Source organism: Pseudomonas kermanshahensis, assembly GCF_014269205.2.
GTDB classification, from domain to species: domain Bacteria; phylum Pseudomonadota; class Gammaproteobacteria; order Pseudomonadales; family Pseudomonadaceae; genus Aquipseudomonas; species Aquipseudomonas kermanshahensis.
The window spans coordinates 82,314-101,220 of the sequence record NZ_JABWRY020000002.1 but is presented as its reverse complement, the minus strand read 5'-3'; the positions used below and the strand labels follow the sequence as shown (position 1 = coordinate 101,220).

Sequence of the window (18,907 nt, the reverse complement as noted above, 5' to 3'; positions counted from 1 at the left end):
GAAAGCACCATGAAGAGCAAAATTCTGCAACTCGCCATCGCCGTGGGCGTGCTGTTCAACCTGGCCGGTTGTTCCGAGGAAAAAGTCCCTGAGCCAACGGCCGAAAACTGCGCCAAAGGCACCTATGAAAAGAACCTGTCGAGCCTCTCTAAAGAGGCCAATCGAAACGAATTCATCGACGGGTGCAGAAGCTTCAACGCGGCGCAGGAAATGACCGAGTGGAAGTTTGAGAAAAGCCCGGAAGGCAAATACTAAGGTGGGATTACGCACATGATTGGCACGCGTCGGGAACTGTTCCTGAGTGTACTGCTGGTTGCTGTTTGCCTCGCAACTCCGACGCTTGCCCATGCGGCGACAGGGCAGTTAGGCAGCTCAGGTGTCATGGATGAGGTGCTTGAGAGGTTCCATAGCGCCACCAGCACCTGGTTGCCAGCGATCCAAGGCGCTGCAACGCGGCTGTTCTTTGCCCTGGCGTCCATCTCCATGGTCTGGACGTTCGGCATGTTGCTGATGAAAAAAGCCGACATCGGCGAGTTCTTTTCCGAACTCATCCGTTTCATGGTGGTGTTTGGGTTGTATTGGTGGTTGCTGCAGAACGCGATGGGCGGGCTGAAAATCGCCGACAGCATCGTCAAGTCGATGAGCCAACTCGGCGCCACTGCGGGGCACATCGGCAATACCGAGCTGAAGCCGTCCTCCATCGTCGACCTGGGGTTCGAGCTTTATGACAAGACCGTCAAGGCAACCAGCAAACTGAGCTGGCACCAAATGGGCCGCCAGCTGACGATGGAGTTCATGGCCATTGGTATTTTGCTGGTGCTGGCCATCGTGTCTATCAACCTGCTGGTGCTGTTGGCATCAAGCTGGTTCCTGCTGTACGCGGGGGTGTTCTTCTTGGGCTTTGGCGGCTCACGCTGGACGTCTGATATGGCGCTTAACTACTTCCGCGCAGTACTGGGGCTTGGCGCGCAACTGTTCGCCATGGTGCTGTTGGTTGCGATTGGCAAGAGCTTTATCCTGACCTTTGCCGCCCGTATCAGTGACAAAGTTGCCGTGCAGGAACTCGCGGTCATGATGGTGACCTCGGTGCTGCTGTTGATACTGGTGAACAAGATACCGCCGATGATTGCAGCCCTGGTGGGCGGCGCCGGAAGTGCTTCTACCGGCATCGGCAACTTCAGTGCTGGCGCCGTAGTGGGGGCTGCAACCACCGCTGCGTCGATGATGGGCAAGAGCGCCTCGGCGATGATGACGGGTGGGGCGAACCTGATGGGCGCCGCGCAGGCCTTGCATTCCGCTTTCAAGGGCGCGCAGTCGACGGCCTCCGCCGGTGGGGATATCGCGTCGCGTATGACGGGGATGCTGGGGTCACCCAGTAGCTCAAGTGGAGGGAGCACTGGCGGCGGCAGCTCCAATGGCGGTGCCAGCCCGCTCGGCTCGGTAATGGGCTTGGCCTCCTCGGCATCTTCGGCCTCATCAGGCCTTGCCCAGGCGGCCTCGTCTGCGGGAGGCGAATCGTCCTCTCGGGGTGGATCCTCTGAATCATCGTCAGGTGCTGAATCATCCGGTGCATCTTCCGGTGGCGGTTCGTCCGAGGGGGCATCCGGCGCATCTGGCGCGGGTGGGGCATCAGAGTCATCTTCAGCAGGGGGCTCCGGCTCTGGCGCTGCAGAGGCGGCATCAGCCGGCGGCGGCGGATCTGCCGAGGGCAGTTCGGGTTCACAGGGTGGCACGGGTGCCACCGGTGGCAAGGATGGCACTGCAGAGGGGGGCAGCAACGCAGCATCCAGCAAGATGGCATCAGCAGGCCGCGTAGCCCTGCAAATGGGCGCCAACCTGGCCTCTGGCGTGGGGCGGGTTGCGCAGTCCCGCATCGACAAGTCGCTTGCCGGGCGCATTGCCAATGAAATCTCCGATCCCGGTTCCAGCAGCCGTTCGAACTTGGACACCCGATCGCCCAGCCGTGACTTCGAACCCGATGCTGAAGTGAAAAACTTCAGCGAAAGCAAACAGGACAGGACTTGAACAAGGAGTGCTCATGAAAATTGCAAAGGTTCTTCCAGCCGCCGTGCTAGCCGCCAGTTTCGCCGTCACCCTGCCCGCCCAGGCCAAAGACCCCTGCGCCACTGTGCTGTGCATGTGGGGCAAGCTCAAGGGGGCGGGTGTGGTCGATAACTGCAGTGGCCCGGTCAATGACTACTTCAGCATCGTCAAAAAGAAGAAGGGCAAGATCAAACTGAGCCAGACCTCGGACGCTCGCCAGTCCTTCCTCGACAAATGCGAGGCCGCCGACTCGGGAAAGACCAAGTCGATCAATAACAAGTTCGGCAAGGTCATCTGAGGCGCGCCACGATGCCATTCGTCGCTGACGTTCCGCCCCCGGCCTTGAGCGAACCCATCGCCTGCTCGATCATGGCGGCGGTCAAATACGAGCTGCCGGTGAACATCGTCCTGGCCGTGTCCGGCCAGGAAGGTGGCAAGCCTGGCCAGTGGGTGCGCAACCACAATGGCACCTACGACGTCGGCCCCATGCAGTTCAATACCGCCTACCTGCGCGAACTCTCGCGCTACGGCATCACCCCTGAGGATGTCGAGCAAGGCGGCTGCTACTCCTATGAGCTGGCCGCTTGGCGCATCCGTGGCCACGTGCGCAATGACCGCGGCGACTTGTGGACGCGGGTGGCGAATTACCACTCGCGCACCCCCGCCATCAATGCGCGCTACCGCCAACAGATCATGCGCCGCGCCGTCTACTGGGCCGATTGGCTGGATGCCCGCTTTGCCACCCAGCAGGTGGCGCAGAGCGCGGTATTCTCCGGCGCATCGGCCGAGGCGTCCGTGGCAGTGGTCGACACCGCGCAGGCGGTGAAGGCGGCTGTCGTGCAGCAGCCGGTCATGCCGCAACCCGTGGGCACGTCAGCCTACGTGCCACGTGGGCTGGTGATGGGGAGCAAATGATGGATTCGCTGGTCACAGTAGCCGCATCTCGAAACGATACAGGGACCCGCCGCGAGGCGGATGCAAGGAGAGAAAGATTGAACCTACCCACTCTCGGTATGGGCACCCCCGTTACCGACAAGGCATCGCGCCGCCCCAGCCGCCTCTGGCCGCGGCTGCGCCTTGGCGCGCTCGTACCCCTCGTGCTGGGAGCCTGCATGCTCCTGCCTGCCACCTCTTCTGAACTTCAAGCCAAGGAGCTTTCCATGCAAGACAATCAAGGCCAGTACCAGCCCTACACCCCGGGCATGAAACTCCCCGAAGGCGTGTTCCCGCCGATGAAGGGTTATACCCATGAGGACTTGATTGGCGCTGCTGCCCTACCTGTAGAAGCGGTGATGAAGGCTGAGGGAATTGACCCCACCCTGATCAAGGAGTCGCTCTTCGCGCTGGCCAAACACCTCAATGAGGCACTGGAGGCGCAGAACGTCGAGTATCAGATTTCGACCTGGTACCAGAAGCCTTACGACAATCCCGCTGACCGCACCAAGAGTGTTGCCGCCATGGGCGAAAGCTATGGTGCTTTGGCGATCCGTGCTGCCGGGCAGTCGCTGCGAGGGTCCCCACTCTTGAACTTGGGCGAAGCATTCTTCGAACGCTACACCCGAAGCGCCGGTGATGGTGTCCACGATCTGATCGTGACCCTAAACAAACCGGGTGCCTGATACGGGTTCGAGAATGTCTTGGAGCGTTCGTCCTGTCCTGGCGGCGGGATGATCCATAGGGATATGAAATGAGCGATGCAATGCGTTTTACGGTGTACTTCGACGGCACCGGTAACAATAAAGACCTGAATACACCTGAAGGCACGCAGACCAACGTTGCCCGCCTGTATGACCTGGACACCGCCAAAGGTACCAACCTGGCGCGCAATTCGGGGCATGAACCGCAGCAGTACGACGCCAAGGAGCGCTCCGGCCAATCGGAGAAGATCTACTTCGATGGTGTTGGCAGCCAATCCAGTACCAGCGGGCGTTCGCTGCTCGAAGGCGCAACCGGCCGGGGTGCCCAGGAGCGTATCGACCAGGCCTACGACTCCATCGTGGCCTTTCACAACAAGTACCCGGACCAGCAGATCGACGTCAACATTGTCGGCTTCAGCCGCGGTGCATCGCAGTCCCGCGCCTTGGCCAACGAGTTCATCGAACGTGGCGTCCCCAAACTCGATGACCAGGGCAAAGCGACCGGGGAATACTTGATTCCCCCAGGCCAGGCGCACGTCAACAAGCTGGGTATCTTCGACACGGTCGCCACTGACGGTTTGTCGAATACCGATACCCATCTGGGCAAGAACCTGGAGATCAGCAAGAACATCGATTCGACCACCCACCTGGTGGCGATGAACGAGTACCGCGACACGTTCCCCCTGACCAGTGCCCTGCGTAACGACGACAACTCGCGCATCGAGGAGTTGAAGTTTGCCGGCGCGCATTCGCAGGTCGGCGGTGGTTACAAGGACGATGTGCTGGCAGCCGGGCCATTGGCGGTGATGCACGATCGCCTGCAGTCGGCCGGTATAGAAATGAAGCCGATGCAGCAGGAGGATGTTCAGCGCATCGAGCAGTACAACACGTTGATCAAAAGCCCGGAGAAAGTTGAGCAAGCGCTCATCGACTCGCGCCTGTTGAAGGGTGAGAACGCGTTCAGCCGCAACGCGGATGGCTCGTTCCAGACAGTGGACAATATGCCCTTCCCGATGGAACGCGGCATGATCAACGTCTTTGACCGCCAGGCTCGCCCCTTCGATCACGAGACCAATGGCCGCGGGGTAATCTTCGAGAACGATGATCGGCTTAGCCGCAACAGCGTTTCCAGAGCCGTTGAGGGGATCGGTGATCGTCTTAAATCGCTGGGGCAAGATGCCTTGTCCGCTTCGAAACGCTTCCTGGGCATTGACACGCGCGAGCAGGCGATAGAAGAGGGCAAAGGGCTGTATGCCGAGCTCATGTCGGAAAGGGCCGCCACTTCACAGCAGCAAGTGGCTACGCTGTCTGGCGAGCTTAAGGCTTCACGGCCCAGCGCTGGTTATATCGAGAGCCTGAACCTGCAAGCGGTGCCAGTCCCTGAGGGCGCCAAGCAGGGCCAGCAGCAAGACCCGCAGGCCCAGCAGCAAGACCCGCAGGCCCAGCAGCGCAGCGACTCGTTCAAGGCCATGGAAGACAAAGCCCGCGGCCTGAACCCGTCGGCCAGCATCGGTGAAGCCTCGGAGAGTGGGCGCAAGGCCGTCAGCGGGATGGTCGTCGACATGGACGAGCACCACATCCTGCAGAAGGTCGGCCAGACCGACCAGTTCGTCATTCATGACCGCCGTGACGTCGACCCGAGCCGCAACTTCCAGGTAGGCAAGAGCACGGCGATCGTCCACGAGAAAGGCATCGGCGACCTGGCCCGTGATGTGGCGCCGAAGCTGGAGCTCGATACCGGGCTTTCTCAGGCGATGCGTCGGTGATTTCGATGCCGCGCCTGCAACTCGCCGACGGTACGGTAGAAGCGCTGAAGTGGCTGGCGCTGTTGCTGATGACCGGCGACCACGTGAACAAGTACCTGTTCAACGAGACCTTGCCTTACTTGTTCGAGGCAGGGCGCTTGGCGATGCCGCTGTTCGTGGTCGTGCTGGCGTACAACCTGGCGCGGCCGGGAACAGTGGAAAACGGTGCTTACCGGCGCACTGCGCTGCGCCTGTTTCTGTTTGGGGTGTTGGCGACGCCGCCGTTCATTGCCCTTGGAGGGCTGCTGTACGGCGGCTACCCGCTGAACATCCTCTTCACGTTGCTGGTGATTACCCTGGCGACCGAGGCCTGCGACCGTGCTGCGCAAGGGCGGCCGCTGTTCTGGGGGCTGGCGTTACTGGTGGTGGTCGTGGGCGGTGCCTGGGTCGAATTCTGGTGGCCGGCCGTGCTGCTGGGGCTGTGTGTGGGTTGGTACGTGCGGCGCCCGAACCTGCTGGCTGCTGTGGGGGCCGTGCTTGCACTTGCGGCGTTAACGCCGATCAACGGCAATGCCTGGGCGCTGGCCGCGTTGCCGGTGCTGCTGGCCGCCCGCTGGGTCAGGCCTGACCTGCCGCGCTGGCGCTGGCTGTTCTACGCCTATTACCCGCTGCACCTGCTGGCGCTGTGGCTGATTCGCATCCCAATGGCCAAGGCCGGATACCTCTTCCTGATATGAAGCAGATGCCCATGAACGAGCCTAAACCGCCCAAGCCGCCGCTCGACGATGCCGGGCAGGCATTGGAGGCGCAAGCTCAGGCGCTGGCCGCCGAGCAGACCGCGCTGCTGGACGCCAGCCCGGTGCAAGCACGCTACAACCAGGCCCTTGGCGAATGCGTCGAGCAAAAGGCCGAGCAGGCCGGGGCCCTGGAGCAGCGCCTGGAGGCCATGCTGGACCGCCAACAGGCGCAATTGCAGCAGAACCAGGCCTCGCGCCCGGGCTGGCTGGCCCTGCCCTCCACCCGCGCCGCCTGGGAGCAGGGCAACCAGCGTTGCCAGGCGCGGCTGCAGCAGTTGCAAGGCCGCCTGGAGCGGGTGCAGGAGCTGCACCACGGCATGGGCCTGTACACCCCACGCATCGAGGAGTTGGCGGTGCGCCAACTGCGCGCCGAGCAGCCAGAGCTGGTCGAGCAATGGAGCTTGCAGCGTCAGGCCGAGCGCACGCTTTCTGAGGCGCAGCGGCGTACCCAGGCCCAGGACATCGGGCGTTCGCGCACAACCTCGCCATGAACCAGCACCTTCCCTATCCCATCCTTTCGTTCACGGAGCGAACCCATGAAACATAACAACGCTGTGGGCCCGCAGATCCGCGGCGGCCAGCGCAGTGGCGGCAACACGGGGCAGGCCATCCTGGCCATTTTCTGCCTGCTGGCCGGCCTGGCTACTGCCACCCAGTACTTCGCCTACCTGTTCAATAACCATGCGGCGTTGGGGGCCAACCTGAATGGCGTCTACGCCCCATGGATGATTCTGGTATGGGCCGCCAACTGGTCCGATCAGTACCAGGACACCCTGCTGCGCGCCGGGTCCCTGGGGGTTCTGGTCAGCGGCGTCGGCATGATGGCGATGGTCGTGATCCGCATGATCAGCAGCAACAGCTCCAAGGCCAATCAGTTCCTTCATGGCTCTGCGCGTTGGGGCGAGCGCAAGGATATCGAGAGCGCCGGCCTGTTGGCTGATGATGGCGTGTACGTAGGCGCCTGGCTGGACAAGCGCAACAAGCTGCATTACCTGCGCCACAACGGCCCGGAGCACATCCTCACCTTCGCCCCGACGCGCAGCGGCAAGGGCGTTGGCCTGGTGATTCCGACGTTGCTGTCGTGGAAGCACAGCGCGGTGATCACCGACCTCAAGGGCGAACTCTGGGCGCTCACCGCTGGCTGGCGCCAGCAGCATGCGGGCAACCGGGTATTGCGTTTCGAGCCGGCCACCGCCAATGGCTGCGTGGGCTGGAACCCGCTGGAAGAAATCCGCCTGGGCACCGAGTTTGAAGTGGGCGATGTGCAGAACTTGGCCACGCTGATCGTCGACCCGGACGGCAAGGGCCTCAACGACCACTGGCAGAAGACCTCGCAGGCGATGCTGGTGGGTTGCATCCTGCACCTGTGCTACCGCTCGCAGGACGAAGGTGGTGTCGCCAGCCTGCCGGCGCTGGACGCCATGCTCGCCGACCCGTCGCGGCCAATCAGCGAGCTGTGGGCGGAAATGACCCACTACGGCCACCTCGATGGCGAAAACCACCCGCTGGTGGGGTCGGCTGCACGTGACATGCTCGACCGGCCTGCCGAAGAGGCCGGCTCGGTGCTGTCGACCGCCAAATCGTACCTGTCGCTGTTCCGTGACCCGATCGTGGCGCGCAACGTGAGCCGCTCGGAGTTCAAGATCCGCGACCTGATGAACCACGACGACCCGGTCAGCCTGTTCATCATCACCCAGCCCAACGACAAGGCGCGCTTGCGCCCCTTGGTGCGCATCCTGGTGAACATGATCGTGCGCTTGCTGGCCGACAAGATGGACTTCGAGGACGGCCGGCCCAAGGCGCACTACAAGCACCGGCTGCTGATGATGCTCGACGAGTTCCCGAGCCTGGGCAAGCTGGACATCATGCAGGAGTCGCTGGCTTTCGTGGCCGGTTATGGCATCAAGTGCTACCTGATCATCCAAGATTTGTCGCAGTTGCAGGAGTTCTACGGGCAGAACGAGAGCATCACCTCCAACTGCCACATCCAGAACGCCTACCCGCCAAACCGGGTGGAAACGGCGGAGCACCTGTCCAAGCTCACCGGGCAGACCACCATCGTCAAAGAGCAGGTGACCACCAGCGGGCGACGTTCCAGCGCATTGCTGGGCCAGGTGTCGCGCACCCTTCAGGAAGTGCAGCGACCGCTGCTGACCACCGACGAGGCCCTGCGCATGCCAGGCCCACGCAAGGATGGCCAGGGCAATATCCAGGAAGCCGGCGACATGGTGGTGTATTGCGCAGGCTACCCGGCGTTTTATGGCAAGCAACCGCTGTACTTCCAGGACCCGGTCTTCTTGGCCCGCGCCAAGGTGCCGGCACCGCGTGAAAGCGACCGCACCATCGAGTTGCCGGCATGAAACGGCCGTTGAGCGTGGCCGCTGTCGTGGCCATTCTGGCGTTTTGCGCAGTGCCGCTGGTGCTGTGGGGCGGCGCGCGGCTCAACGTCACCAGCAGTTTTCCGCCGGGCATTTACTGGGTGGTCGACAAGGCACCGGAAAAAGGCGACCTGGTGATGTTTTGCCCGCCGCAGGAGGCTGTGTTTCAGCTAGCGCACGCGCGCGGCTACCTGGCTGGGGGAACCTGCCCTGGGGGATACATGCACCTGCTCAAGCGGCTGGTCGCGGTATCGGGTGACGACGTGCAGATCACTGCCGAGGGGGTCAGGGTCAACGGGCAGTTGCAGGTGCCTAGCCAGCCGTTGCAGCAAGACCCCAGTGGCCGCCCCATGCCGCAGCCACCGTTGGCGCACTTCCGCTTGGGCAGCGACGAGGTGCTGATGCTCTCCGATTACAGCCGCTTGTCGTTCGATGGCCGTTATTTCGGGGCCGTGCCGCAAGCGCAATTGGACGAGGTGGTCGAGCCTTGGCTGGTTTGGCGAAAAACGCCGTTGTAACCCAGCCGCTCGATCGAGCCGTTGTAGGAGCAGCCTTGCGCTGCGAAGAGGCCGGTAGCCGCACCAAACATCCATTGCAGGCTACTGGCCTCTTCGCAGCACAAGGCTGCTCCTACAGGTAACCCTAGTACCACTAATCCAAGTGAATAATTACAGTAATGGTACTAGGCAATTGATGTTTTTTTGCTATTATTCAAATCCCGCCTTACCTATCTGGAACGCCTGTTCTAGAGCCTCCGAATTAAGTTTCAGTTAAGTTTTCCCCGCTAGCGTAGGCAATCAGTCAACGAAGACTGTGATCTGTGGCCTGTGCGCGTCATCTAAATCCCTGCATAGCCTGAATCTTTCACCGGTAAAATGGACTTACCTTCACACCGTCAAGAGGATGAATCATGCCCGTCAAGGACCCATCCAAGGTCGTTCCGGATGTACCCGCCGAGAGCGCCGATGCCGCCCTGAAGCACATCGTCGACGGCTTTCTGCGCTTTCACCATGACGTCTTCCCCGAGCAGCAAGAGCTGTTCAAGAAGCTCGCCACCGCGCAAACGCCACGCGCCATGTTCATCACCTGTGCCGACTCGCGCATCGTCCCCGAGCTGATTACCCAAAGCTCGCCAGGCGACCTGTTCGTGACCCGTAACGTCGGCAACGTGGTGCCCCCGTATGGTCAGATGAACGGCGGCGTCTCCAGCGCCATCGAATACGCGGTACTGGCACTGGGTGTACACCACATCATCGTCTGCGGCCACTCGGACTGCGGCGCGATGCGTGCGGTACTCAACCCGCAATCGCTGACCAAGATGCCGACGGTTTCCGCCTGGCTGCGCCATGCCGAAGTGGCACGCACCGTGGTCGAGAACAACTGCTCCTGCGGCAGCGAGCACGAGACCATGCAGGTGCTGACCAAAGAAAACGTCATCGCCCAGCTGCATCACCTGCGCACTCACCCCTCGGTCGCCTCGCGCCTGGCGGCGGGTGAGTTGTATATCCATGGTTGGGTCTACGACATCGAGACCAGCAAGATCGAAGCCTATGACGCTGCCAGCGACAGCTTCCTGCCCCTGGCTGCGGGCGAGCCGATCCCCTGCGCTACCCCGAGAGGCCGCTACTAAGCGACCCTTCCACCGCTAGAACCTTGATAGCCGGCTGCACCCTGTAGGGGTGTGGCGCGGCCTTCGGCTGCCTTGAATTCCCTGATTGCCTTGCCGGCATGCTCGCTGGCGGCCCGCGCCTGCGCGTCTTTCAGGGGCCAACGTGCTCACGGCCAGAGGAATGGCCGTGCAACAGACAAATGGAGAAACACGGTGAACATGACACAGTTGAAAGCGGCCTTGCCGCGAGAGTTGTTGGCGTCGGTGGTGGTATTTCTGGTCGCCCTGCCCTTGTGCATGGGCATCGCCATCGCCTCGGGGATGCCGCCTGCCAAGGGCCTGATCACCGGTATCATCGGTGGCGTCGTGGTGGGCTTCCTGGCGGGCTCGCCGCTGCAGGTCAGTGGCCCTGCCGCCGGCTTGGCGGTGCTGGTGTTCGAGTTGGTGCGCCAGCACGGCGTGGCCATGCTCGGGCCGATCCTGCTGCTGGCCGGGCTGTTGCAATTGCTGGCGGGGCGCTTGCGCCTGGGCTGCTGGTTCCGCGTCACGGCACCGGCCGTGGTGTACGGCATGCTGGCGGGTATTGGTGTGCTGATCGTGCTGTCGCAGGTGCATGTGATGTTCGACACGGCGCCGCAGCCTTCGGGCATGCAGAACCTGCTGGCGTTTCCGGCAACCCTGGCCGCAGCCCTGCCATTGGAAAGCGCGGGGGCCGGCTGGCAAGCCGGTGCACTTGGGCTGGGTACCATCGCCATCATGTGGGGCTGGGAGCGCTTGCGGCCGCAACAGCTGCGGTTCGTGCCCGGTGCCTTGCTGGGCGTAGCAGCGATGACCGCTATCAGCCTGTGGCTGGCGCTGCCGGTGAACCGGGTGCAGGTGCCGGCAGACCTTTCCGAGGCCATCGACTGGATCCGCCTGGATGACCTGATGAACCTGGCCGACCCGACCTTGCTGGTGGCGGCATTCGCCCTGGCGTTCATTGCCAGTGCCGAGACCCTGTTGTCGGCTGCCGCGGTGGACCGTATGCACAGCGGCCAGCGCTCGGACTTCGACCGCGAACTGTCCGCCCAAGGCATCGGCAACATGCTGTGCGGTGTGCTCGGCGCCCTGCCGATGACCGGGGTGATCGTGCGCAGCTCGGCGAATGTCCAGGCCGGCGCACAGACCCGAGCCTCGGCGATTTTCCATGGCTTGTGGCTGTTGGCGTTTGTCGTGGTGTTGAGCAGTGTGCTGCAGCAGATCCCGGTGGCGAGTTTGGCGGGTGTGCTGGTGTTTACCGGCATCAAGCTAGTGGACTTCAAGGCGTTTCGTGGGTTGGGCCGGTATGGCCGCATGCCGATGTTCACCTATGCGGCGACGGCCTTGGCGATCATTTTCACCGACCTGCTGACCGGCGTACTGCTGGGCTTTGCCTTGACCTTGCTCAAGCTGGCCTTCAAGGCGGCGCGGTTGAAAATCAACCTGGTGAGCCTGGGCAAGCCTGGGCACATGGAACTGCGCCTGAGTGGCGCTGCGACCTTCCTCAAGGTGCCGGCGTTGACCCAGGTGCTGGACACGGTGCCGGCGGGGACCACCTTGCATGTGCCGTTGGGTAACCTCAGCTATATCGACCACTCGTGCCTGGAACTGCTTGAGGACTGGGGCCGGAGCAATGCAGCCAATGGGTCGCGCTTGTTGATCGAGCAGCGGCGCTTGAAGCGGCGCATCGAGGGGCGGCTGCGGACGACGGCGGGGGTTGGGGCTTAGTATTTAGTTGTTGTGTTGCCTGAGCCGGCCTCTTCGCGGGGCAAGCCCGCTCCCACCGTGGGTATGCAATCCACTTTGTGGGAGCGGGCTTGCCCCGCGAAGAGGCCGGGACAGGAGTATCAGGCAGGCTGGCCCAGCTCCACACCCAGCTGACGCGACAGGCACGGCCAACGCTTCCAGGCGTTGCCGGTTTCCGGGCTGCTCAGTTTCTCGCGATAAGCCTCCACCGATTCCACCGCAAAGCTCTCGTCATTGAGCATCTCGTCGACCGAATGATGTACCACTTCATCGAGCTGGTTGGCGAAGGTCTCGCCGATCAGCTGATGGGCAATCAGGTTGGCCATCGTGGTGTCGAACGGAATCAACGGCTGCTTAAAGTGGCGGATGTACAGGTCGTTGACCTCCTCCACCAGGCGATGCGCCAGGTAGGCCTCGTCCAGCAGGCAATCCAGCCCGACATGCCCTTGCATTACCGTGGGCGGCTGCTGGAAATACGCTTCGGCAATTTTCAGTACCGGTTTGATCTGCGACTCGATCCCCGCTTCACAGGCTACTTCGTGGGCAGCCTCCAGCAGCTCTGGAACCTGGTCAATGTAGGCGCTGACGAAACGCGCCAAACTACCCTGGGCGTCCTGCTCAGGTAGCTGGATCGAGGGGTGCAAGTGCGGCAGTTGTAGCTCTAGACGTTCTTTCAGTTGGCCGGTTTCAAGTTCGTGTTGATGGGCTTGGCTAATCTGCTCGCGTACAGCAGCGATGTTCATGACAACTCCAGGGACATTACGTGTCAAACGGAAGACACTAAATTAGCTCGGTATACAGAATACCTAAGACGTATTTGTTATAAACCGCGCAAACGTGTGCTTGCTCTGGCATATCGGTATGCCACTATTGCGCCATATCCTATCAAGCGCGCGGTTTTCAGGGCATTGGGCAATTTCGTGAAGTTCATTTCACAGGCTGCATTGCGTGCCATTGGTCGCTGTCTATACTCCCGTTGAACGTGATTCGTTGATGAGGCCCGTCTGCTTTTGCAGGGGCTCGGTCGTCGAAGCCAGGCAGTCTTGACCGCCGTTCCCTCTTGCCGCAGGCCACGCCTTCGGGACTACAAGAATTAGAAGGGGAACCCGCAATGATGCGACATCCACATGTCTGGATGGGCCTCCTGTTGTGGACGGTTTTCGGACAGGCCAACGCCGCCTGGACCGTCAACATGCACCCGGGGGCGACGGAAGTCTCCAACGCCGTCTTCGACCTGCACATGACCATCTTCTGGATCTGCGTGATCATCGGCATCGTGGTGTTCGGCGCGATGTTCTGGTCGATGGTCGTCCACCGCCGTTCCACAGGCCAACAGGCAGCGCATTTTCACGAGCACACCTGGGTCGAAATCATGTGGACCGTGGTGCCGTTCCTGATCCTGGTGGCCATGGCCATCCCCGCGACCAAGACCCTGATCGACATCTACGACGCCAGTGAGTCGGACATCGACATCCAGGTCACCGGCTACCAGTGGAAGTGGCACTACAAGTACCTGGGCCAGGACGTGGAGTTCTTCAGCAACCTGGCCACCCCCGCCGATCAGATTCACAACAAGGCCCCCAAGGACGAGCACTACCTGCTCGAAGTCGACCAGCCGCTGGTGCTGCCGGTGGGTGCGAAAGTGCGCTTTCTGGTAACTGCGGCCGACGTGATCCATTCCTGGTGGGTGCCGGCGTTCGCGGTCAAGCGTGATGCCATCCCAGGCTTCGTCAACGAGGCCTGGACGCGCATCGAGAAGCCCGGCATCTACCGCGGCCAGTGCACCGAACTGTGCGGCAAGGACCACGGCTTCATGCCGGTGGTGGTCGAGGTCAAGTCCAAGGCCGATTACGACACTTGGCTTGGCGAACGCAAGGCCGAGGCGGCCAAACTCAAGGAGCTGACCAGCAAGGAGTGGACCCTCGAAGAGCTGGTCGAGCGCGGCGACAAGGTCTACCACACCACCTGCGTGGCCTGTCACCAGGCCGAAGGCCAGGGCCTGCCGCCGATGTTCCCGGCCCTCAAGGGCTCGAAGATTGCCACCGGGCCCAAGGAAGGCCACCTGAGCATCGTCTTCCACGGCAAGCCCGGCACGGCCATGGCCGCGTTCGGCAAGCAGCTCTCGGAAGTCGACATTGCCGCCGTGGTCACTTACGAGCGCAACGCCTGGGGCAACAACAAGGGCGACATGGTCACGCCGAAGGATGTGCTGGCGCTCAAGCAGGCAGAAGCGCAATGAACCGGGTTACTCGCGGCAATCAATGGATTGCAGGAGACAGGACATGAGTGCAGTGATCGACGACCACGCCCACGGCCATGAGCATGCCCACGGCCCGGCCAAGGGCCTGATGCGCTGGGTGCTGACCACCAACCACAAGGACATCGGCACGATGTACCTGTGGTTCGCCTTCATGATGTTCCTGCTCGGTGGCTCGTTCGCCATGGTGATCCGCGCCGAGCTGTTCCAGCCGGGGCTGCAGATCGTTGAGCCAGCGTTCTTCAATCAGATGACCACCATGCACGGGCTGATCATGGTGTTCGGTGCGGTGATGCCAGCCTTCGTCGGCCTGGCCAACTGGATGATCCCGCTGATGATTGGCGCGCCGGACATGGCCCTGCCGCGGATGAACAACTTCAGCTTCTGGCTGTTGCCTGCGGCCTTCCTGCTGCTGGTTTCGACCTTGTTCAGCCCCGGCGGCGGGCCGAACTTCGGCTGGACCTTCTACGCGCCACTGTCGACTACCTATGCCCCGGCCAGCGTGACCTTCTTCATCTTTGCCATCCACCTGATGGGCATCAGCTCGATCATGGGCGCGATCAACGTCATTGCCACCATCCTCAACCTGCGCGCCCCCGGCATGACCTTGATGAAAATGCCGCTGTTCGTCTGGACCTGGCTGATCACCGCGTTCCTGCTGATTGCCGTGATGCCGGTGCTGGCTGGTGTGGTGACCATGATGCTGATGGACATCCACTTCGGCACCAGCTTCTTCAGCGCCGCGGGTGGCGGTGACCCGGTGCTGTTCCAGCACGTGTTCTGGTTCTTCGGCCACCCCGAGGTGTACATCATGATCCTGCCGGCGTTCGGCGCGGTCAGCTCGATCATCCCGGCGTTCTCGCGCAAGCCGCTGTTCGGCTACACCTCGATGGTCTATGCCACGGGGGCGATCGCCTTCCTGTCGTTCATCGTCTGGGCGCACCACATGTTCGTGGTCGGCATCCCGGTGGTGGGCGAGCTGTTCTTCATGTACGCCACCATGCTCATTGCCGTGCCGACCGGGGTGAAGGTGTTCAACTGGGTCAGCACCATGTGGGAAGGGTCGCTGACCTTCGAGACGCCGATGCTGTTCGCCATCGCCTTCGTCATCCTGTTCACCATCGGCGGGTTCTCCGGGTTGATGCTGGCCATCGCGCCTGCCGACTTCCAGTACCACGACACGTACTTCGTGGTCGCGCACTTCCATTACGTGCTGGTGCCTGGGGCGATCTTCGGCATCTTCGCCTCGGCCTACTACTGGCTGCCGAAATGGACCGGCCACATGTATGACGAAACCCTCGGCAAGCTGCACTTCTGGCTGTCGTTCGTCGGCATGAACATGGCCTTCTTCCCCATGCACTTCGTGGGCTTGGCGGGCATGCCGCGGCGTATTCCGGACTACAACCTGCAGTTCGCCGACTTCAACATGGTCTCCTCGATCGGCGCGTTCATGTTCGGTGCCACGCAGATCTTCTTCCTGTTCATCGTCATCAAGTGCATCCGCGGCGGCGCCCCGGCGCCGGCCAAACCCTGGGACGGTGCCGAGGGCCTGGAGTGGTCGATCCCCTCGCCTGCGCCTTACCACACCTTCCAGACGCCACCGGACGTGAAATAGCCATGAACGGCCTGTCGCTCAAACGCCTGGTCATGCGCCTGCTGATGCTGACGGTGGTGATGTTCGCCTTCGGTTTCGCGCTGGTGCCGATCTACGACGTGATGTGCAAGGCCTTTGGCATCAATGGCAAGACCGGCGGCCAGTACGAAGGCAGCCAGGTCAGCGACCCGTCGCGCTCGGTACGGGTGCAGTTCATGTCGACCAACGCCAGCGACATGGTCTGGGATTTCTATTCCACGGCCGACCAGATCGACGTGAACCCAGGTGCGGTCAACCAGATGATCTTCGTCGCGCGCAACCCGACCGACCGGCCGATGAGCGCCCAGGCGATACCCAGCATCACCCCGGCCGAGGCCGCGGCGTACTTCCACAAGACCGAGTGCTTCTGCTTTACCCAGCAGGTGCTGCAGCCCGGCGAACGCATCGAGATGCCGGTGCGCTTCATCGTCGACCGCGATCTGCCGGCCAGCGTGAAGCACCTGACACTGGCTTACACCTTGTTCGACATCACCGCTCGCCACCCGCCGGTCGCGCATGTTGCGGCCCAGGACGTTCAGGGCGCCCGTTAAGGGAAGGAGAACAGCAATGGCAAGTCATGAGCACTACTACGTTCCGGCGCAGAGCAAGTGGCCGATCATCGCGACGGTCGGCATGTTCATCACGGTGTTCGGCCTTGGCACCTGGTTCAACGACATGAAAGCCGGGCACCCCGACTCCCATGGGCCGTTGATTTTCTTCGTCGGCGCGCTGTGCCTGGCCTACATGCTGTTCGGCTGGTTCGGGGCGGTGGTGAAAGAAAGCCGTGGCGGGCTGTACAGCCCGCAGCTGGACCGTTCGTTCCGCTGGGGCATGAGCTGGTTCATCTTTTCCGAGGTGATGTTCTTCCTGGCCTTTTTTGGCGCGCTGTTCTACGTCCGCGTACTGGCCGGGCCTTGGCTGGGCGGTGAAGGGGCCAAAGGCGTTGCGCACATGTTGTGGCCCAGCTTCGAGTTTGCCTGGCCGCTGCTGCACACGCCTGACCCGAAACTGTTCCCGCCGCCCAAGGAAGTCATCGACCCTTGGCACTTGCCGTTGATCAACACCATTTTGCTGGTGAGCTCCAGTGTGACCATCACCATTGCCCACCATGCCTTGCGGCGTGACCACCGGGGTGCGCTGAAACTGTGGATGGCGCTGACCATCGCGCTGGGCATCAGCTTCATCACGCTGCAGGCCTACGAGTACCACGAGGCCTATACCAAGCTGGGGCTGACGTTGGGCTCGGGGATCTACGGCGCGACCTTCTTCATGCTCACCGGCTTCCACGGCGCCCACGTGACGCTGGGCACGATCATCTTGATCGTGATGTTCGTGCGCATCCTGCGCGGGCACTTCAACCCCGACAAACACTTCGGCTTCGAGGCGGCCAGCTGGTACTGGCACTTCGTCGATGTGGTGTGGGTGGGGCTGTTCATCTTTGTGTATGTGCTTTGACACATGTGCAGGCCAGTCAAGGCGATACAGGTTCAGAAGGGGGCGTGTGACACCAGCTGGCCACTGATGAAGCCGTAGGCCACCAGGCCGATGGTCAGGGCCGCCAGGGTCACGCGCACGGTCAGTGCCTTCAGCAAGCGGGTCGAGTTTTCGTCGTCCTTGACCAGGAACACCAGGCCACTGAACAGGCTGGCAACCGTGGCCAACAGCATCAGGACAATCGCGGCCTTGAGCATGGCGCTTCTCCGGGGGGATGCGGTGATGTGGATAAGTATAGCGAGGCGCCTGTGAGGCCGTTTCGCCCAGGTTGGGTCCCGACCCTGGTGGTGCTTGCGCTGCTACCGGGGTTGATCGCGCTTGGCTGCTGGCAATTGGGCCGCGCCGACGAAAAGCGCGCGCTGCTGGCGACCTATGCCGAGCGCAGCCTCGACACGCCGCTCTCCACTGCCCAGTTGCAGCAACGCGACGATGCCGCCTACCGCCGTGTGCACCTGTACGGCCGTTTCGATGGTGAACACAGCCTGCTGCTGGATAACCGAATGCGCGACGGCGAGGCCGGCGTCGAGCTGTTGCAGCCCTTCCATGACCAGGCCAGTGGGCTGTGGTTGCTGGTCAACCGCGGCTGGTTGCCGTGGCCGGACCGCCGCGTGCCGGTGCACTTCGCCACCCCGGCGCAGCCGCTGGCGGTGGACGCGTCGGTGTATGTAGCGCCGGGCAGCACCTTCCAGCTGCACCCGGACCCCGCCGGCGGCCAATGGCCGCACTTGCTGACGGCCATCGATGCCGCCCAGCTGTGGCAGCAATTGGGCCGCGAAGGCTACGCCCATGAGCTGCGCCTGGAGCCCGGGCCGGCCAGCTATCGCCTGGCTTGGCCGGTCGTCGCACTGGGGCCGGAAAAGCACCTGGGCTATGCGGTGCAGTGGTTTGCCCTGGCCACCGCGCTGGTGCTGCTTTACCTCTACTTTGGCTGGCACAACAACAAAAAGGAGAACCACCATGGCCGCCGCCACCCGTCCACTGGACGTGCCTGAACGCAGCAAGCCCAGAACCCGCGGGCGTTTGCAGCTGATTCTGATTCTGCTGGTAGTGCTCGGCCCGATGATCCTGGCCACCAGCATGTACAAGCTCAAGTTCTGGGTGCCAGACGGCCGCAGCTACCACGGCGCGATGATCGGCAACGGCGAGAGCCGCAGCGATATCGGCATCGATGGCCAGGACGCGCGCTGGCAAGTGATGGTCAGCACGCCCGAGGCCTGCGCCGAAGATTGCCAGCGCTTGGTGTACCTGGCCCGGCAGATACAAGTTGGCCTGGGCCGTGATGCCGGCCGTGCCAGCCATGCGCTGGCTGCCGCGCAGCCGTTGAGCGCTGACTACCAGGCGCTGCTCGGCCGTGAGTACCCGCAGTTGCAACGCTACCCGCTGGATGCCCAGCGCTACCTGAACAAGGTCGGTGAGCTTGGCCCGCAACTGTGGATCGTCGACCCGCACGGCAACCTGGTGTTGCGTTACGACGCCAAGGTCAATGGCAAGCACGTGCTGGACGACCTGCGTCACCTGCTCAAGTTGTCCAACATCGGCTAGGAGCCTGT

20 protein-coding genes are annotated in these 18,907 nt (G+C 62.3%); 18 read left to right on the top strand and 2 right to left on the bottom strand.

The features are described 5' to 3' along the window. The first annotated feature begins 9 nt into the window (after window positions 1-9). The 12 genes from trbK to HU764_RS24820 all read left to right on the top strand — a co-directional run bounded on the left by trbK (window position 10) and on the right by HU764_RS24820 (window position 11,955). Window positions 10-255, top strand: coding sequence for an entry exclusion lipoprotein TrbK (trbK, locus tag HU764_RS24875; protein ID WP_186679188.1), 246 nt, complete (start codon window positions 10-12; stop codon window positions 253-255). 15 nt (window positions 256-270) lie between these two features. Continuing rightward, entirely contained in the window at window positions 271-2,025 is a 1,755-nt protein-coding gene (gene trbL / locus HU764_RS24870) for a P-type conjugative transfer protein TrbL (protein ID WP_186703896.1), read from the top strand. A 13-nt stretch (window positions 2,026-2,038) separates the two neighbouring features. Continuing rightward, window positions 2,039-2,341 carry a TrbM/KikA/MpfK family conjugal transfer protein gene (locus HU764_RS24865; RefSeq protein WP_186679179.1) on the top strand — a complete coding sequence of 101 codons (303 nt, stop codon included), beginning with the start codon at window positions 2,039-2,041 and terminating at the stop codon, window positions 2,339-2,341. An 11-nt stretch (window positions 2,342-2,352) separates the two neighbouring features. Beyond that, window positions 2,353-2,958, top strand: a complete 606-nt coding sequence (locus tag HU764_RS24860) for a lysozyme family protein (RefSeq protein WP_186703895.1) — start codon at window positions 2,353-2,355, stop codon at window positions 2,956-2,958. A 77-nt stretch (window positions 2,959-3,035) separates the two neighbouring features. Continuing rightward, a complete protein-coding gene (locus tag HU764_RS24855; RefSeq protein ID WP_186703894.1) occupies window positions 3,036-3,662 on the top strand; it encodes a hypothetical protein in 627 nt (208 codons plus the stop codon). 68 nt (window positions 3,663-3,730) lie between these two features. Further along, the gene (locus tag HU764_RS24850; RefSeq protein ID WP_186703893.1) at window positions 3,731-5,446 is read left to right on the top strand and encodes a phospholipase effector Tle1 domain-containing protein; all 1,716 of its coding nucleotides are present in this window, start codon (window positions 3,731-3,733) and stop codon (window positions 5,444-5,446) included. Window positions 5,447-5,451: 5 nt separating this feature from the next. Next, window positions 5,452-6,162 (top strand): TraX family protein, encoded by a 711-nt coding sequence (locus HU764_RS24845; protein WP_027592002.1) that lies wholly within the window; start codon window positions 5,452-5,454, stop codon window positions 6,160-6,162. 11 nt (window positions 6,163-6,173) lie between these two features. Then, a complete protein-coding gene (locus HU764_RS24840; RefSeq protein WP_186679173.1) occupies window positions 6,174-6,713 on the top strand; it encodes an IncP plasmid survival protein KfrC family protein in 540 nt (179 codons plus the stop codon). A gap of 45 nt (window positions 6,714-6,758) precedes the next feature. Further along, window positions 6,759-8,582, top strand: a complete 1,824-nt coding sequence (locus HU764_RS24835; protein ID WP_027592001.1) for a type IV secretory system conjugative DNA transfer family protein — start codon at window positions 6,759-6,761, stop codon at window positions 8,580-8,582. Next, complete coding sequence (gene traF / locus HU764_RS24830) at window positions 8,579-9,118, top strand: conjugative transfer signal peptidase TraF (RefSeq protein WP_186703892.1); 540 nt, start codon at window positions 8,579-8,581, stop codon at window positions 9,116-9,118. Before HU764_RS24835 ends, traF begins: the two co-directional genes overlap by 4 nt. A 392-nt stretch (window positions 9,119-9,510) precedes the next feature. After that, window positions 9,511-10,230, top strand: a complete 720-nt coding sequence (locus HU764_RS24825) for a carbonic anhydrase (RefSeq protein WP_099452544.1) — start codon at window positions 9,511-9,513, stop codon at window positions 10,228-10,230. Window positions 10,231-10,428: 198 nt separating this feature from the next. Next, on the top strand, window positions 10,429-11,955 hold the full coding sequence (locus HU764_RS24820; RefSeq protein ID WP_172960331.1) for a SulP family inorganic anion transporter: 1,527 nt from the start codon (window positions 10,429-10,431) through the stop codon (window positions 11,953-11,955). Window positions 11,956-12,074: 119 nt separating this feature from the next. Here the strand turns inward: HU764_RS24820 and HU764_RS24815 are convergent, their stop codons facing one another. Beyond that, the gene (locus tag HU764_RS24815; RefSeq protein ID WP_186703891.1) at window positions 12,075-12,716 is read right to left on the bottom strand and encodes a hypothetical protein; all 642 of its coding nucleotides are present in this window, start codon (window positions 12,714-12,716) and stop codon (window positions 12,075-12,077) included. 368 nt (window positions 12,717-13,084) lie between these two features. Here HU764_RS24815 and coxB point away from each other — a divergent pair, with 368 nt between their 5' ends. Genes coxB through HU764_RS24795 form a run of 4 tightly spaced genes read left to right on the top strand, consistent with a single transcriptional unit; the run spans window position 13,085 to window position 17,318 of the window. Further along, complete coding sequence (coxB, locus tag HU764_RS24810; RefSeq protein ID WP_085272114.1) at window positions 13,085-14,212, top strand: cytochrome c oxidase subunit II; 1,128 nt, start codon at window positions 13,085-13,087, stop codon at window positions 14,210-14,212. Window positions 14,213-14,255: 43 nt separating this feature from the next. Continuing rightward, window positions 14,256-15,845 carry a cytochrome c oxidase subunit I gene (ctaD, locus tag HU764_RS24805; RefSeq protein ID WP_027591995.1) on the top strand — a complete coding sequence of 530 codons (1,590 nt, stop codon included), beginning with the start codon at window positions 14,256-14,258 and terminating at the stop codon, window positions 15,843-15,845. Window positions 15,846-15,847: 2 nt separating this feature from the next. After that, window positions 15,848-16,414 carry a cytochrome c oxidase assembly protein gene (locus HU764_RS24800; RefSeq protein ID WP_027591994.1) on the top strand — a complete coding sequence of 189 codons (567 nt, stop codon included), beginning with the start codon at window positions 15,848-15,850 and terminating at the stop codon, window positions 16,412-16,414. Window positions 16,415-16,430: 16 nt separating this feature from the next. After that, a complete protein-coding gene (locus HU764_RS24795; protein ID WP_027591993.1) occupies window positions 16,431-17,318 on the top strand; it encodes a cytochrome c oxidase subunit 3 in 888 nt (295 codons plus the stop codon). A gap of 32 nt (window positions 17,319-17,350) precedes the next feature. Here the strand turns inward: HU764_RS24795 and HU764_RS24790 are convergent, their stop codons facing one another. Next, window positions 17,351-17,554 (bottom strand): twin transmembrane helix small protein, encoded by a 204-nt coding sequence (locus HU764_RS24790; protein ID WP_027591992.1) that lies wholly within the window; start codon window positions 17,552-17,554, stop codon window positions 17,351-17,353. 51 nt (window positions 17,555-17,605) lie between these two features. Between HU764_RS24790 and HU764_RS24785 the strand changes: the two genes are divergently transcribed. Next, a complete protein-coding gene (locus HU764_RS24785; protein WP_186703908.1) occupies window positions 17,606-18,349 on the top strand; it encodes an SURF1 family cytochrome oxidase biogenesis protein in 744 nt (247 codons plus the stop codon). Beyond that, the gene (locus HU764_RS24780; RefSeq protein ID WP_186703890.1) at window positions 18,315-18,899 is read left to right on the top strand and encodes a hypothetical protein; all 585 of its coding nucleotides are present in this window, start codon (window positions 18,315-18,317) and stop codon (window positions 18,897-18,899) included. Before HU764_RS24785 ends, HU764_RS24780 begins: the two co-directional genes overlap by 35 nt. Window positions 18,900-18,907: the final 8 nt, after the last annotated feature.

Bases quoted from the DNA above. Each gene is read 5' to 3' on its own strand.
- trbK (WP_186679188.1), top strand. From the start codon at position 10: ATGAAGAGCAAAATTCTGCAACTCGCCATCGCCGTGGGCGTGCTGTTC.
- trbL (WP_186703896.1), top strand. From the start codon at position 271: ATGATTGGCACGCGTCGGGAACTGTTCCTGAGTGTACTGCTGGTTGCT.
- HU764_RS24865 (WP_186679179.1), top strand. From the start codon at position 2,039: ATGAAAATTGCAAAGGTTCTTCCAGCCGCCGTGCTAGCCGCCAGTTTC.
- HU764_RS24860 (WP_186703895.1), top strand. From the start codon at position 2,353: ATGCCATTCGTCGCTGACGTTCCGCCCCCGGCCTTGAGCGAACCCATC.
- HU764_RS24850 (WP_186703893.1), top strand. From the start codon at position 3,731: ATGAGCGATGCAATGCGTTTTACGGTGTACTTCGACGGCACCGGTAAC.
- HU764_RS24845 (WP_027592002.1), top strand. From the start codon at position 5,452: ATGCCGCGCCTGCAACTCGCCGACGGTACGGTAGAAGCGCTGAAGTGG.
- HU764_RS24840 (WP_186679173.1), top strand. From the start codon at position 6,174: ATGAACGAGCCTAAACCGCCCAAGCCGCCGCTCGACGATGCCGGGCAG.
- HU764_RS24835 (WP_027592001.1), top strand. From the start codon at position 6,759: ATGAAACATAACAACGCTGTGGGCCCGCAGATCCGCGGCGGCCAGCGC.
- traF (WP_186703892.1), top strand. From the start codon at position 8,579: ATGAAACGGCCGTTGAGCGTGGCCGCTGTCGTGGCCATTCTGGCGTTT.
- HU764_RS24825 (WP_099452544.1), top strand. From the start codon at position 9,511: ATGCCCGTCAAGGACCCATCCAAGGTCGTTCCGGATGTACCCGCCGAG.
- HU764_RS24820 (WP_172960331.1), top strand. From the start codon at position 10,429: ATGACACAGTTGAAAGCGGCCTTGCCGCGAGAGTTGTTGGCGTCGGTG.
- HU764_RS24815 (WP_186703891.1), bottom strand. From the start codon at position 12,716: ATGAACATCGCTGCTGTACGCGAGCAGATTAGCCAAGCCCATCAACAC.
- coxB (WP_085272114.1), top strand. From the start codon at position 13,085: ATGATGCGACATCCACATGTCTGGATGGGCCTCCTGTTGTGGACGGTT.
- ctaD (WP_027591995.1), top strand. From the start codon at position 14,256: ATGAGTGCAGTGATCGACGACCACGCCCACGGCCATGAGCATGCCCAC.
- HU764_RS24800 (WP_027591994.1), top strand. From the start codon at position 15,848: ATGAACGGCCTGTCGCTCAAACGCCTGGTCATGCGCCTGCTGATGCTG.
- HU764_RS24795 (WP_027591993.1), top strand. From the start codon at position 16,431: ATGGCAAGTCATGAGCACTACTACGTTCCGGCGCAGAGCAAGTGGCCG.
- HU764_RS24790 (WP_027591992.1), bottom strand. From the start codon at position 17,554: ATGCTCAAGGCCGCGATTGTCCTGATGCTGTTGGCCACGGTTGCCAGC.
- HU764_RS24780 (WP_186703890.1), top strand. From the start codon at position 18,315: ATGGCCGCCGCCACCCGTCCACTGGACGTGCCTGAACGCAGCAAGCCC.